Genomic DNA, 14174 nt, shown 5'->3' on the forward strand with positions numbered 1-14174 from the left:
GCTCATCCTTTTGTCAACGCTGGGCCTGAATCACGATGACGCGCGCGTCGTTTTGGCCACTTCTTTCAGCAGCGCGGCAGCGGTGGGATCGGATGGATCGAGCCTAAGAACACCATCCGTGTTGATCAGGTGTTCCAGCAGGTTTCTCACACCCTCACTGAAATGCCGGCTCGCTTCGGCAGCCTCGTGGCTCGCAAGTGTCGTGGAGCCGATGATCCGCACGCCGAAGACGTTGATGACTTCGTCGGCTCGCGTCAGTGCGCAATTTCCGCCGTTTTCTGCGGCAAGGTCGACAATGACCGTTCCAGGACTCAGCCGCGAAAGCATGTCTTCGTCGAGGAGGAGAGGGGCAGTTTGACCGGGTATCACGGCGTTTGTGGTGATCAATTGCATCTTCGAGAGGGGATCCGAAAGCTCTCGGCGAAGCCGTGCCAGTTGTTGCTCCGGCAATGCGCGGGGAAAGGGCATCGGAGCTAGGGTCGTGCCGAGAAATCTGGCCCCGAGCCGTTCGATCTTGTCCTGCGAATCCTTGGCAAGGCCAAAGCCATGAGTCAGTGCGCCGAGGCGACGGGCGGTCGCCAATGCCTGCAGGCTTGCAGCATCGCCGCCCAAGGCAGCCATTCTCACCGGCCGCACGAAGCTGCCGTCCACCATCAACATTGGGTGCGAAATGCCGAACTGCCTGGCGGCCTCAAGGACGGCGGCGTGGCCGGTGATTGCCGCTTGTCTCGATGAGATGTCGGCGCCCTTGACCCCCTGCACACAGGAGAGGCGGGCGATGTCGAGGTGGAGCGGTCGCGCTCCGCTGGGAAGACGGGTGGCCAGGGGTGCGTGCGAACCAAGGAAAACGAGGGTCGCGGTCGCTGGAAATACCCGCGTGGTTGCCGGCTGCCGCACGCTCACGAATATGTCCGAGGAGGGCACCATATCAGCGAACTCGGCCGGTTCGCCGCCGGCGACGACATAGGCCTCATCAACGTGGCCCGCGCCGACACCGCAACCGCGCTCGAAACGAACCGACACACGCTTGGAAAGCCGCCGCACGTCCTCCGGCGTCAACGCAACGCGACGCTCACCGGGATGTGTTTCCCGAAGCAGCCCGGCGCGGACGCGGATAAAGTTGGACATTGATCGCTCTGGAAGAGGGTAAATCGAAGTGTGCGCGCGAGCGATATAGGCTGTCTCTTCCATAGTTTTATGACAGTTTGGTAATTTTATTCTGGGCAGTGATGTTGATTTTCACATTGTCACAACTGTCGATAAGCCATTCATTTTAAACGATACTATTTACCGCTTGCATGAGCGATGTCGAATAAGATTGCCGGGTGGGCGAGATCAGGTTTTGCCCGGAGGCATTTGGATGTAATGGTCAGTCATAAGGCGCGTGACTGCTGGAGGCATTGGTGAATTTCTATTCGGTTTACGATCAAGGTTTTGTCCGTGTCGCGGCCTGCACCCCGAATTGCGAGATCGGCGATCCCGATTTCAACGCGCAGGCAACGTTGGAACTGGCGCGGCAGGGACACGCCGAAGGTGTTGGCCTCATGGTGTTCCCCGAACTCGGGATTTCCAGCTACGCGATCGACGACCTTTTGGGGCAGGATGCGCTTCTCAGGGGTGTGGATGCTGCAATCGGCGATATCGTCCGGGCAAGTCGCGACCTGACGCCGGTACTTCTTGTCGGCGCGCCGCTGCAGAGTGGCGGTCGGCTCTATAACTGCGCGGTCGCCATTCACGCTGGTCGTATTCTCGGCGTCGTTCCGAAGATGCATCTCCCGAACTATCGCGAATTCTACGAGAAGCGCTGGTTCGCGTCGGGACGAGACGTACGAGGCGAGAGCATTCGTGCCGCCGGCGAGGTGGTGCCATTCGGCACGGATCTCGTCTTCGCCGCCGAGGACATGGATGATTTCATCTTCCATATCGAGATCTGCGAAGACCTCTGGGCTCCGGCGCCGCCGAGCGATTTCGGCGCGTTGGCCGGCGCATTGATTCTCGCAAATCTCTCGGCCAGCAACATAACGGTCGGAAAGGCTGAGACCCGCAAGCTTTTGTGCTCGGCACAATCGGCGCGCAGCTTGTCGGCTTATGTCTATTCGGCGGCCGGCCCCGGCGAATCGACGACGGACCTCGCCTGGGACGGCCAGGCCTGCATCTATGAGCTCGGCAGCCTGCTTGCCGAAACCGACCGCTTCCCAATTTCGTCGCAAATGTGCGTTGCGGACATCGATGTCGAGAGACTGCGGCTGGAGCGGCTGCGAACGGGCACGTTCAATGATGCGGCGATGCTCACTCTTACCGCCGGTCGCGAATTCCGGCGAGTAGGGTTCCAGTTCAAGAAGCCGAAGGGCGACATTGGCCTCAAACGCCATGTTGCGCGCTTCCCCTTCGTGCCGGCTGACGAAAGCCGCCTCGATCTGGATTGCTATGAGACGTTCAACATCCAGGTGCAGGGACTGATGAAGCGGCTGCGCTCGACCGGCATCAAGCGGCTTTGCATTGGCATTTCGGGTGGGCTCGATTCCACCCATGCGCTACTCGTCGCGGCGCGTGCCTTCGACCAGCTCGGCTGGCCGCGCTCGGATATTCTTTGCTTCACCATGCCGGGATTTGCGACGGGCGACGCCACCAAGTCGAACGCCTGGGCCTTGATGCGCAGCATGGGCGTCACGGCGGAGGAGGTCGATATCAGGCCGTTGGCGCTACAGTTGCTAAAGGATCTGAAGCATCCCTTCGCAGGCGGCGAGCCGTTCTACGATACGACCTTCGAAAACGTCCAGGCCGGCCTGCGCACGGACTTCCTGTTCCGTGCGGCAAACCAGCGAAACGCGCTGGTGCTGGGAACCGGAGACCTGTCGGAAATCGGCCTCGGCTGGTCGACCTACGGCGTTGGCGACCAGATGAGCCACTACAACGTCAACGCATCGGTGCCCAAGACCTTGATCCAGCACCTGATCCGCTGGGTGATCCGCTCAGGGGATTTCAACGAGGAAGCCAATGCGACATTGGAAAGCGTTCTTGGCACGCTGATTTCGCCGGAACTGGTGCCTGCCGATGAAAATGGCGTCATGCAGAGCACGGAGGACAAGATCGGCCCATACGATCTGCACGACTTCGCACTCTACTACACGACTCGTTTCGGGCTTCGCCCGTCGAAAATCGCCTTCCTTGCCTACAATGCCTGGCGGGACGCCGAGGTCGGCGTCTGGCCGCCGCATTTCCCCGCCGACAAGCGCCGCAGTTTCGATCTGCCTGTCATCAAGCACTGGATGGAGGTCTTCCTCTTTCGGTTCTTCACGATCAGCCAGTTCAAGCGGTCGGCATCGCCGAACGGCCCGAAGGTGACGTCGGGTGGTTCCCTGTCTCCCCGCGGAGATTGGCGCGCGCCGTCGGACGGCAACGCCCGGATATGGCTCAAGGAATTGAAAGCGAACGTTCCGGATGTAAAGGCGTAGGCAGAGATGCCTTGCAAAAGCCATGCATCGCGCCAGATGTGGCCCAGGAGCACTCTGAGGTAGCGGTAAGAACGTGACAGATGAAGCTTGTCCATCCGAGGATCTTCCCCGTTACGAAATCCGTCAGGAGCCGCGTGGCAGGTGGACGATCGTCGATACCTTGACGTCCTTGCCGGCGGCAACGGACGGAAGGGATTTCGTCGGCCTTAGCAAGAGGGACGCGGAGGACATCGCCCGCGAACTGAACCTCGCCGTTGCCGAAGGACGGGATCCTCTGATCTGATCTCTTGGAACTTGGCGAACGCCGCCGGCGTTTCGTTGCCAGAGGTGCAATGATGACCGCCAATGACAACAGGCCGGACAATCATTCCAGCGATCGGCAAACTGCTTACGAAGCGCAGGAAACGGCGCTGTCCCGAGAAGGGCGCAGCCTGTCCGCCTGGGCGTTGCTGGGCGCTGTCGCCTTCGTGGTTGCCGCGGTCCTCTTGGCGTTCAGCGTTTGGACGGGCGGTGGCACCAGCCCTGCACCGAGAGCACCGGCAGGGGCAAGCAGCCCCAGCACCGCACCGCCGCCGACGCAGAACACGAACTGACCAAGGCCCTCACGTCATCCATTTCCGGTGCTCCGCGAAGCGCTCCGCGAGGAGGGCGATGAACAGGCGAACTTTCGTCGGCAAGTGGTTGCGGTTCGGATAGATGGCATTGATGCTGAACTCGACGGCGCGATAGTCGCGCATGACCCGGACAAATCGTCCGGAGGCGATGTCATCAAACACAACGAAACTTGGTGCCAGGAATATGCCCTGGCCCGTCGTCGTGAGGTGCCGCAGGGTCTCGGCACTGTTGGATACGACGTTGCCGCCAATCTTCACACTCATCTGGGCGCCATCTGCATCTTCGAAGCGCCATTCGTCTCCGTAGGGGTAATACGTATATTGGAGGCAGTTGTGATTTGCCAAATCCGCCGGGACCTGTGGCGCCGGATGGTTCTCAAGGTAGTTCGGCGAGCAGACCAGGATATGGCGCCATGGCGTCAACTTCCTGACAACAAGGCTCGAATCCGGTGGCGGCACGGTGCGGATCACGAGGTCGTAACCTTCCTCGACCATATCGATCATCCTCTCCCCAACACTCAGGTCGAGCGCGATCGAGGGATATAGCTCAAGATACTCGCTGACGACGGGCAGCAGGAAGCGGACGATGGCCGCGCTGGTATAGACCTTGAGCGTGCCGCGCGGTGTCGAGCTCATTGCACCGGCCGTGCTGTCGGCTTCCTCGAGATCGGCAAGTATCTGAGCCGAGCGTTCGTAGTAGTACTTGCCGGTTTCCGTGAGGCTGACCTTGCGCGTGGTGCGGTTGAGCAACCTGACGCCCAGCCTGTCCTCGAGGGACTGCACGTGGTTGCCGACCATCGTCACCGACATGTTGAGACGGCGCGCGGCCGCTGAAAAGCCGCCGCACTCCACCACGCGACCAAAGACTGTGAGGCTCGTCAGCCGATCCATTGCACCCCCTAGATTATCCGCTCTGAGTTGATGATCCTTCCCGATTTAAGCAGATTATCAGATCGCGCGTAACGACGCATTGTCTGTCTCATCGAATTTAGCCTCGCCTGACGAGGCAAACCACTGGAGAAGGACAATGGTCGAATTACCCCGCAAGGAAGCCTTCGAGGCGGCCGGCGAGCCCGAGGTTGCAAGGGTCACCGAAGCCCCGGCTGCACCGGCAGCGGACGTTGCCTCTGCCGTCGAAGCCAAAGGCAAGAAGGGTCGCAAGCTCGTTAAGCGGACGATCTTGGCTGCCGCGTTTCTTGCCGGTGCCGCCTTTGTGGCGGACTACGGCCATCACTATTGGACGGTTGGCCGTTTCATCGAATCCACTGATGATGCCTATGTGAAGGCCGACTATACGACCGTTGCACCGAAGGTCTCGGGCTATGTCGCCGCAGTCCTTGTCGGTGATAACGATGCAGTCAAGGCTGGGCAGGTGCTCGCCAAGATCGACGATCGCGACCATCAGGCCGCATTGTCCCAGGTCAAGGCCGACGTCAAGGCCGCAACTGCAGCCATCACAAATCTCGATGCGCAGATCGAACTGCAGCAGTCGATCATCGGCCAGGCCAGGGCGACGATCGATGCATCACTGGCGACGCTGGATTTTGCTCGCTCCGATGCGGCCCGTTCGCAACGGCTGATCACCAATGGTGCCGGTACGCAGTCGCGGGCGGAACAGAGCCAATCACTTCGCGATCAGGCGCAGGCGGCACTTGAACGGGATCGGGCCGCGCTGGTCGCCGCGGAAAAGAAGGTGCCCGTTCTTCAGACACAGCGCGAGCAGGCTGTCGCGCAGCGTGAGCGCGCCGCCGCCGCCCAGCATCAGGCTGAACTTAACCTTTCCTATACACAGATCATCGCTCCGGTCGACGGCACCGTCGGCGCCCGCACCATTCGAGTCGGACAGTTCGTAACCTCGGGGACGCAGTTGATGGCGGTCGTGCCGCTGCATTCCGTCTATGTCGTCGCCAACTTCAAGGAAACACAGCTCACTCATGTACGCGCCGGGCAGCCTGTCGAGGTCAAGGTGGACAGTTTCCCCGACGTGGAAATCAAGGGCCATGTCGACAGTATTTCACCAGCGAGCGGGCTGGAGTTCTCACTGCTACCCCCTGACAATGCGACCGGCAACTTCACCAAGATCGTCCAGCGCATCCCGGTAAAGATCGTCATCGACGACGAGAAAGTGAGCGGTTTGCTTCGCGCCGGAATGTCCGTCGAGCCTGAGATCGATACCAAAGCGGCCGTCAGGTAGGTGGTACCGGGAAGGATTATCCAGCCTGACTGGATGATCCTTCCCTCCTTTCCCGAATTATCAGCCGAACCTCGTCATGAGATTGTTTCCGCATAGCCGGAAGGAGAGACGTCATGGCTACACTTCAGATCGTCGCCAACAATTCCAGCCCGCGTCCAGTGGACGCTGCGGCTCCGAAGCCCGCAGCTGCGATGAGCGCCTTTCGCATGTGGAGCGCCGTCGTCGGTTCGACGCTCGGCGCGTTCATGGCCGTCCTCAATATCCAGATCGTCAACGCTTCGCTCGCGGATATCCAGGGTGCGATCGGCGCGGGCAAGGACGACGGTGGCTGGATTTCGACCTCCTACCTGATTGCGGAGATCGTGGTCATCCCTCTCAGCGGTTGGCTTGCTCAGGTCTTTTCCGTCCGCAAGTATCTCCTGACCAACGCCATTTTGTTCCTGCTATTTTCCGTCGCCTGTGCTTTCGCGGCGAACCTCCAGCAGATGATCGTGCTGCGCGCCGTTCAGGGCTTTGCGGGCGGCGTGCTGATCCCCATGGCGTTCACCATCATCATCACGCTTCTGCCGAAGCCCAAGCAGCCGATCGGTCTGGCCCTCTTTGCCCTCTCGGCGACCTTTGCTCCTGCCATCGGGCCTACCATCGGCGGATATCTGACCGAGAACTACGGCTGGGAGTTCATCTTCTACGTCAATCTGGTTCCCGGTTTGCTCATGGTGGGAATGCTCTGGGCGTCGCTCGATCGCGCTCCGATGAAACTCGGTCTGCTCGCCAAGGGCGATTGGCCGGGCATCATCACCATGGCAATCGGCCTTGCCGCCCTGCAGACGGTGTTGGAAGAGGGGAACAAGGAGGACTGGTTCGGATCGGATTTCATCGTCCGCCTGTCGATCATCGCTGTCGTGTCGTTGACGCTGTTCCTCATTATCGAGCTGAAGACCGCCCATCCGCTGCTAAACCTCAGGCTCCTCGTCCGTCGCAACTTCGGCTTCGGGATTGTGGCGAACGTCCTGCTTGGGATCGCCCTTTATGGCTCTGCCTTCGTTCTTCCAATCTATCTGTCGCGCATCCAGGGCTACAATTCCGAGCAGATCGGCATGGTCCTCGCCTGGACGGGCATTCCGCAGCTGCTGTTGATCCCGCTGGTGCCCCGCCTGATGAAGCGTTTTGACGTTCGCTTACTGATCGCCTTCGGTTTTGCGCTGTTTGCCGCTTCGAATTTCATGAATGTCTACATGACCGCCGACTATGCGAGTGACCAGCTCTTCTGGCCAAACGTCATCCGCGCCGTCGGGCAGGCGCTTGTCTTCGCGCCGCTCTCGGCCGTCGCAACAGCGGGCATCGAACAGGAAAATGCAGGTTCCGCATCCGCGCTCTTCAACATGATGCGTAACCTCGGAGGCGCCGTCGGCATCGCAAGCCTGCAGACCTTTCTGAGCAAGCGCGAGCAATTCCATTCGAATATCCTGACGAATTCGATCTCGGTCTTCGAAGAAGCCACTCGGGATCGTGTAGCGAAACTGACCGCCTACTTCATGAGTCACGGTGTCAGCGATCAGGCCGTTGCCACCAACAAGGCCGTCGTCGCCATCGCGCTCAAGCTGCGCAAGCAGGCCAACATCATGGCCTTCAGCGACACATTCTTCGTGCTCGGTGCTGCATTGCTCGTCGCACTGCTCGCAACGCTGCTGCTGAAGAAGCCGGGTCATCTGTCCGGGGGCGGCGCTCACTAGCGCCTCACTCCGCCACCAGGGAGAAACGCCATGAACCGCATCCTCCAAATCGAAACCGAGACCCGCCCCTCAAAGACAGATCGCGTAGCAGGCAATACAAACTCGCTGCTGTCGTTGATCGAGTGGCTCTCCGGCGATGAATGCCATGCGCTCGATGAGCCCGGCCTGATCTCCACCCTCGGCCGCCGCCTACTGGCACTCGGACTGCCTATCGATCGCATGACGCTTCATCTCATGACGCTTCATCCGGAACTGATTGGCCGTACGCTTGCCTGGGCTCCGGGCGATCCGGTCGAGATCCACGATCGCGAACACAGCGCGCGCCAGACCTTTGCCAGCAGTCCTTTGCGCAAGGTCATGGACAGCCGCGAGCCGCTGGTTGTCGGGCTGGGTGACAGCATGCACGGCCGCTGGCAGGATATCGATATCTTTGCAGGCCGTGGCCTCGTGCAATTGATGATCGCGCCTCTTTGCAATGCCGACGGGCCGGTGAGCGCGGCTGCCTTCGGGACCCGGCGGCCCGGCGGCTTTACACCTGCCGAAATCCAGGCTCTCGAGCGGATCCTCCCGGCGTTGCGCAACACCTGCGAATTGCGGGTGATGCGTCAAGTCGAACTCAGCCTGCTCGACACCTATATCGGTCCGCTCACAGCGCAGCGCATCCTTGCCGGGCGAGTCCGGCAGGGCGAGATCGAGTCCATTGAGGCGGCTCTTCTGCTTTGCGATCTGCGCGGGTTCACGGAGATATCCAACAGGCTGCCAAGCAACAGCGTGCTCGAGTTGCTCAACGCCTATTTCGACAAGGTCATTCCCGCCATCACGCGCGAAGGCGGCGAAGTTCTGAAATTTATGGGCGATGCCGTCCTTGCGTTCTTTCCTGGCTATGATCCGGCCCGCAGTAGCGCTTCGGCATTGATCGCCGCCAAGGACATTCTGCGTGAGATCGATAAATTCGAGTTCGGCGATATCGCTCTCAACGTCGGGATCGCCCTGCACCATGGCGAAGTCAGCTACGGCAATATCGGATCCGGTCGCCGCCTCGATTTCACGTTGATCGGTCCCGACGTGAATCTGGTCAGCCGCATCCAAACGGCATGCGGAGATCTTCGCGTCCCGCTCCTGATGTCCGATGCATTCCGGTGCGAGGCTCAGGCCGAGGCCGTCTCGGTGGGCTGGCACGCGCTCAAGGGCTTCTCGGAGAAGGTCGAGCTCTTTCGCCTTCCGGAGTCGTTCCCGGGGCGAGCAGAAGGCGAATATAAACTATATAAATAATAGCTATTTGTTGTGTGTTCACGGTTTTGGCGTTATTTGCTGAATAATGGGGATGGAGAGTACGGGGGCGTAAGGCAACAAGAAATGCTGACGAAAAAGGGAAAGTATGGGCTGAAGGCGCTGGTTGACTTGGCGCGGCTTGCGCCGGGGGAAACCGCCTTCATCAATGACGTTGCTTCGCGCAACAACATTCCGAAGAAATTCCTGGATACGATTCTTCTCGAATTGCGAAATGTCGGCATTCTTCGGTCGAAAAAGGGCCCCGGTGGCGGGTACTCGCTGTCGCGTCCGGCGTCTGAAATTCGCATTGGCCACGTCATCCGCACGCTTGACGGGCCTTTGGCGCCTATTCGCTGTGCGAGCCGTACAGCTTACGAAGCCTGCGACGACTGTTCCGATCCCGAAAACTGTCAGGTGCGGCGCTCCATGACCGAGGTCCGCGATGCGATCGCAGACATTCTTGACAATATGACGCTTGAGCAGTTCGTCGCGTCGGGCAGCAAGCTGGACGATGCGGACGAGGAAGTCGCTATCTCGGTTGCCAACTAAGCAGCATCAGCTACCGCCAAAATAATGCTCTGCTGCCGCCCGGTAAAGATCGTCGTCGGCCGCATCATTCGCGCGAATTCGCGCATTTCTCCAATGTCGATCGAGATTCCGGCCGATGCTTGTCGCGCCGGAGCCCGACAGCTCGAACAGTGCGTTGGCGACTTCCAGGGCCGTCCTGCTTGCCATGATCTTGGCAGCTGAAGCGGAGAAGAACGCGAGTTCGACCGCGCCGGTCGATGGGCCGACCTGGGAAAAATCGAGTTTGTTGCCGGCGCTTTCCAGGAGCGCTGCAGTCGCCTGCACGGAAAGGGCAAGCTTGCCGATGCTGGCTGAGAGCGGCGCCTCCCGGAGGTTGGCGAGCGCGGCCCGGGCAATGCCGAGGTCCGTGCCTGCATGGAGTAGGGCGGCCAGCGCCGAACTGGTCGAGTGGCGTTGCCGTTGATTGTCCGTCTCTTCGGCGTTCCCGGTGACACCTTGGGCGACAGCGGTTCCGGCGCCATTCGTCCGTTGCCCGAAACCATCCCAGTCATCGATGATCTGCAGGCCCGCGGCTTCGCGGGGAAGGTAGAAGCGAACCGATTGCCCTTGCGTGTCAGTCGCGTCGACAGCGATCCAATCGGCAAAGAGGATGCCGGGCGCACGCAAGCTCCGGCCGCTTAATTGATAATGGAGGCCGGAGGGAACAGCCGCACCGGCTTCGGGAAAAGCTGCTGCGACGAAATGATCGCCGGCAAGGACGTGAGCGAAGAAGAGTGCCTTTCGCTCTTCATTCTGTTCACTCCGGAGTTCCTCGAGCACCGTGAAATGGCGTTCGAGGCACTCCCCGATGGAAGAATCGCCTTCAGCGATTATGGCAACGATCTCGCCGAGAAGCGCATTGCCGACGTCCAGCCCCTCGTTCTCAGGCGGCACGGTCACGGCCGTCAGTCCCGACTGGAAAAGGGCGTCGAGCTCCGCGCGAGGAAACACCCGGTTGATGTCACGCTCGCTCGCCTGCAGCGCAAAGTCCGCGGCAAGGCGGCGCGCGGTGGCTATCGCCTCTTCCTCGCTTTCGATACGGTGCGCGGCTGGTCTTGTCCGGTCTTGAAACCGCGATACGGTTCCCATCGCTTCTCCTATCAGTTGCGCCTCTAGGATTGCTGGATCGCGGGTGCAATGATAAGGCGCGTTTTTCTACGAATGCACGAGCGATTGAATTTTATTGTCGCTTGATTGCACTAATGCGAAGCGTGCGACGCTTCGCTGTCCGCAATGAGAGGTTCAACATGCCTTCAACAGTCCATGAGCGGCTGAAACTGGATCCCGGCGACATTCCGATCTACGCCATCGGTGACATTCATGGCAGGTACGACCTGCTGCTGAAGGCGGAGCAGGCCATCATTGACGACGCTGCCGTGATCCCGGGGCGCAAGCTTATCATCACGCTCGGTGACTACATTGATCGCGGCCCCTCATCGGCACAGGTGATCTCGCACCTGATGATGCCTCCAGCGGCGAATTTCGACCGCATCTGCCTGACCGGGAACCACGAGACCACGATGCTCGACTATCTCGACGGTCTGGTTTCCTTCTCGGATTGGATGCGGATGGGGTCGGATGCGCTGCTACGCTCCTACGGGCTCGATCCGGAACAACTGCCGCTGGTTTTTCCGAACGCCGCCAAGCTCGTGGGCTACATCAAGCAGTCAATACCGAAGCCGCACATAGATTTCCTGCGATCCCTGCCGATCTTCGTCGACACGCCGAATGTTCTGTTCGTTCATGCCGGCATCGATCCGATGCTGCCGATCGATGCGCAAAGCGACGAGGATCTCGTTTTCATCCGCCATCGCTTTTTCGAGAGCAGCCGGCCGCTGCCGAAAGTGATCGTTCATGGCCATACGCCGAACGATGAGCCCGAGGTCCTGCCGATGAGGCTCAACCTTGATACAGGCGCCTTCCACAGCGGCAGACTTACGGTTGCCAGACTGTGGAGAGGGCGCGTGCATCTCTTCCAGACGTGATCAGGCGCCGGCTTCTGCGGGCTCCCGCTTCCTTGACGTCTCTTCGGTGTAGTAGCTCACATATTTGTGGCGGTAGCGTTCAGTGCCGCCGAAGTTGGTGAACTTGCCGAGTTCCGTCATGTCGGTCTTGTTGAGGATCACACCCAGAATCTTCGACTTGATCTGCGGCTCGGAATTCAGAAGGTCGCGCACGACTGATGTCGGTGTCGAGCCCCATTCGGTCACAAACAGGAAGCCGTCTACCTGCGGAGCAAACGCCTTGGCGTCGATAACAGGGCCGAGCGGTGCAAGGTCGACCACGATGTAGTCGAACATCTTGCGGGCATTTTCCATCAGATTGAACATGCCCTGCGAAGCAAGCAGTTCGCTCGTGTGCATAAGGTGATCGTTCGGCAGAACCGGCAGGATCGCGAGCTTCGTTATCGGATCGATCTTGACGGCACTCGCCCACGGAACCTCACCGAGGACAGCTTCGACAAGACCCTGTTGCGGTGGGTTCCGCAGCATACGGGTCAGGCCCGGATTGCGCAGGTCGGCGTCAATCAGCAGCGTGCGCTTGCCGCTGGAGGCAAGAAGTGCTGCGAAATTGGCCGCCGTGGTCGACTTGCCTTCTCCCGGCATCGCCGAGACGACTCCGATGACGCGGTCCGACTTGCCCAGGAACATGACGTCGCTTGCAAGCTTCGCGTTGCGCAGCGTTTCGGCGAAGACCGAGCGTGGGGCCTCGAGGACGACGCGCATGATGCGTTCGAAGGTTGCATCCGACTCTGCTTCGGCGGCTTCGACCGGCGGATTGGTGCGCGGCCGGAAGATCTTACCCTCCCGCGGCGCCTTGCCGATGAGCGGCAGGTAGCCGAGGAACTTGAGGCCAAGGATCGTCCTGACATCGCCTTCGACACGGAAGAACCGTTCACGGAATTCCTGGAACGCCGTAAGTCCACCCCCGGCCATCAGGCCGAGAACGATGGCGAGGCCAAGCGTCATGGTCTTTTTCGGGCTGGACGGCGATGCCGGCACGCCGGCTTCAGAGATGACGCGAGCCTTGGCGATCGGGAAGGACTGTTGCTGCGAGGCTTCCTCGTATTTGCCGAGGTAGGATTCATAAAGGGTCTTCAGGGCGGTCGCGCGCTGCTCGAGATCGTTGAGTTGGACGAGCGACCTGTCGGCCTCCGAATTCTTGCCAGTCAGGTGTTCGATGTTCTGGCGGAGCGAGGCCTCGCGTACGCGCGCGACTTCGGATTCGTTGTGGTAGCTGGCCGTCAGTTGCTGCAGTTCCTGATAGATCTGGCGGGTCAGGTCCTGCTTTTCGGCACGCAAAGCGACGGCCTGCGGATGGTCTTCCCCGAAGTTGGTTGTAACCTCCTGCTCGCGCTTGTTCACCGCGGCGTAACGCGTGCGCAAATCCTTGATCACGGTATTATCCGCTTGGCCTGACGAGATCGCGGCGTTGTTCACAGCGCTCTCCGGACCAAGGTCGATGATCGATTTGAACTGGCTGTAGCGGGCCGACGCGCTGGCACTGTCTGCCTGGGCGACGATCAGTTGCTTGTTCAGGTCGGCAAGCTGCTGTTCAGACATCAGTTCGCCATTGGCCGACGTGAGGCCGTTGTCGGACTTGAACTTCGCGACATCGAGGGCAGCCTGCTGCGACCGCTCGCGAAGATCCGCAAGGCGCTGCTGCAGCCACACCGAGGCGCTTTCCGTGGCGTCGAAGTTGGCGTTCAGCTGATCGTTCAGGTAGGCGGTGGCGTACGCCTTGGTGATCCGTTGTGCCAGAAGCTTGTCGGTCGAACGGAAGGAAACCGCGAGAACGGAGCTGCGATTGACCCGCGATACCGCCACGGCCTCCTGCAGCAGGGCGGCCGCCTTCTGGCGGCGGCCGTTGCGCGCATCGTCTTCCGTTACCGGCGGACCGCCGGGCGCCAAGGCGCTGACGATCAGCTTCACGCCGGACTTGACTAGCTCAACTGGCGACTTCGAAGGGTCAAGGATTGTCGAATTGTCCTGAAGTTTCTCGGCATCGACGACGCGAAGCGCAAGTTCGTTCGACTTGAGAATTTCGACGGCGCTGGCGATCTGCATGTCGACCTGCTGCGAGCTGGCGGCCGGCGTCGGATCCTGCGCGTATTTCGCGATGTCGTCATCGAGCAGGATCTGCGTCATCGACGTATATTGCGGGGTCGCGAGGAGCAGAAAGATGACGGCGAGCGTCACGGTTGCGGCAACGCAGAGCGCGATTGATCCGGCGCGCCGGATCAGGATGGCAATCAGGCGATCGATGTCGATGAAGGAATCGGAATCGTCGGCCGCTTTGGGCAGAGTGCTGTGCAAGGTCAGGTTCCGTTGGTTCATGG

The 14174-nt window shown here is 60.2% G+C and carries 12 protein-coding genes; 8 read left to right on the forward strand and 4 right to left on the reverse strand.

The window, feature by feature from the left end:
* Positions 1–30: 30 nt before the first annotated feature.
* On the reverse strand, positions 31–1128 hold the full coding sequence (locus tag C934_RS0114145) for an NAD/NADP transhydrogenase subunit alpha (RefSeq protein ID WP_018857320.1): 1098 nt from the start codon (positions 1126–1128) through the stop codon (positions 31–33).
* Between the two features lie 275 nt (positions 1129–1403).
* Between C934_RS0114145 and C934_RS0114150 the strand changes: the two genes are divergently transcribed.
* The 3 genes from C934_RS0114150 (at position 1404) to C934_RS0114160 (ending at position 4048) form a co-directional block, all read left to right on the forward strand.
* A complete protein-coding gene (locus C934_RS0114150) occupies positions 1404–3455 on the forward strand; it encodes an NAD(+) synthase (RefSeq protein ID WP_018857321.1) in 2052 nt (683 codons plus the stop codon).
* A gap of 73 nt (positions 3456–3528) precedes the next feature.
* A complete protein-coding gene (locus C934_RS0114155; RefSeq protein WP_018857322.1) occupies positions 3529–3738 on the forward strand; it encodes a hypothetical protein in 210 nt (69 codons plus the stop codon).
* 52 nt (positions 3739–3790) lie between these two features.
* Positions 3791–4048, forward strand: coding sequence for a hypothetical protein (locus C934_RS0114160; RefSeq protein WP_245267954.1), 258 nt, complete (start codon positions 3791–3793; stop codon positions 4046–4048).
* A 9-nt stretch (positions 4049–4057) separates the two neighbouring features.
* On the opposite strand, the gene C934_RS0114165 is transcribed toward C934_RS0114160, so the two are convergent.
* A complete protein-coding gene (locus tag C934_RS0114165) occupies positions 4058–4960 on the reverse strand; it encodes a LysR family transcriptional regulator (protein ID WP_018857324.1) in 903 nt (300 codons plus the stop codon).
* A gap of 136 nt (positions 4961–5096) precedes the next feature.
* Between C934_RS0114165 and C934_RS0114170 the strand changes: the two genes are divergently transcribed.
* The 4 genes from C934_RS0114170 to C934_RS0114185 all read left to right on the forward strand — a co-directional run bounded on the left by C934_RS0114170 (position 5097) and on the right by C934_RS0114185 (position 9817).
* Positions 5097–6263 carry an HlyD family secretion protein gene (locus tag C934_RS0114170; protein ID WP_018857325.1) on the forward strand — a complete coding sequence of 389 codons (1167 nt, stop codon included), beginning with the start codon at positions 5097–5099 and terminating at the stop codon, positions 6261–6263.
* A 113-nt stretch (positions 6264–6376) separates the two neighbouring features.
* Positions 6377–7996, forward strand: a complete 1620-nt coding sequence (locus C934_RS0114175) for an MDR family MFS transporter (protein ID WP_018857326.1) — start codon at positions 6377–6379, stop codon at positions 7994–7996.
* A 30-nt stretch (positions 7997–8026) separates the two neighbouring features.
* Positions 8027–9268 carry an adenylate/guanylate cyclase domain-containing protein gene (locus tag C934_RS0114180; RefSeq protein ID WP_018117229.1) on the forward strand — a complete coding sequence of 414 codons (1242 nt, stop codon included), beginning with the start codon at positions 8027–8029 and terminating at the stop codon, positions 9266–9268.
* Positions 9269–9352: 84 nt separating this feature from the next.
* On the forward strand, positions 9353–9817 hold the full coding sequence (locus C934_RS0114185) for an RrF2 family transcriptional regulator (protein ID WP_018117230.1): 465 nt from the start codon (positions 9353–9355) through the stop codon (positions 9815–9817).
* A gap of 6 nt (positions 9818–9823) precedes the next feature.
* On the opposite strand, the gene C934_RS0114190 is transcribed toward C934_RS0114185, so the two are convergent.
* Entirely contained in the window at positions 9824–10924 is a 1101-nt protein-coding gene (locus C934_RS0114190) for a monooxygenase (protein ID WP_018857327.1), read from the reverse strand.
* 158 nt (positions 10925–11082) lie between these two features.
* On the opposite strand from C934_RS0114190, the gene C934_RS0114195 reads away from it, so the two are divergent.
* Positions 11083–11820: a metallophosphoesterase gene (locus tag C934_RS0114195; protein WP_018857328.1), complete on the forward strand. Its 738-nt coding sequence runs from the start codon at positions 11083–11085 to the stop codon at positions 11818–11820.
* On the opposite strand, the gene C934_RS0114200 is transcribed toward C934_RS0114195, so the two are convergent.
* Positions 11821–14172 (reverse strand): polysaccharide biosynthesis tyrosine autokinase, encoded by a 2352-nt coding sequence (locus C934_RS0114200; protein WP_018857329.1) that lies wholly within the window; start codon positions 14170–14172, stop codon positions 11821–11823. It lies immediately after the preceding gene.
* Positions 14173–14174: the final 2 nt, after the last annotated feature.

The organism is Rhizobium sp. 42MFCr.1, assembly GCF_000377185.1.
GTDB lineage: Bacteria > Pseudomonadota > Alphaproteobacteria > Rhizobiales > Rhizobiaceae > Rhizobium > Rhizobium altiplani.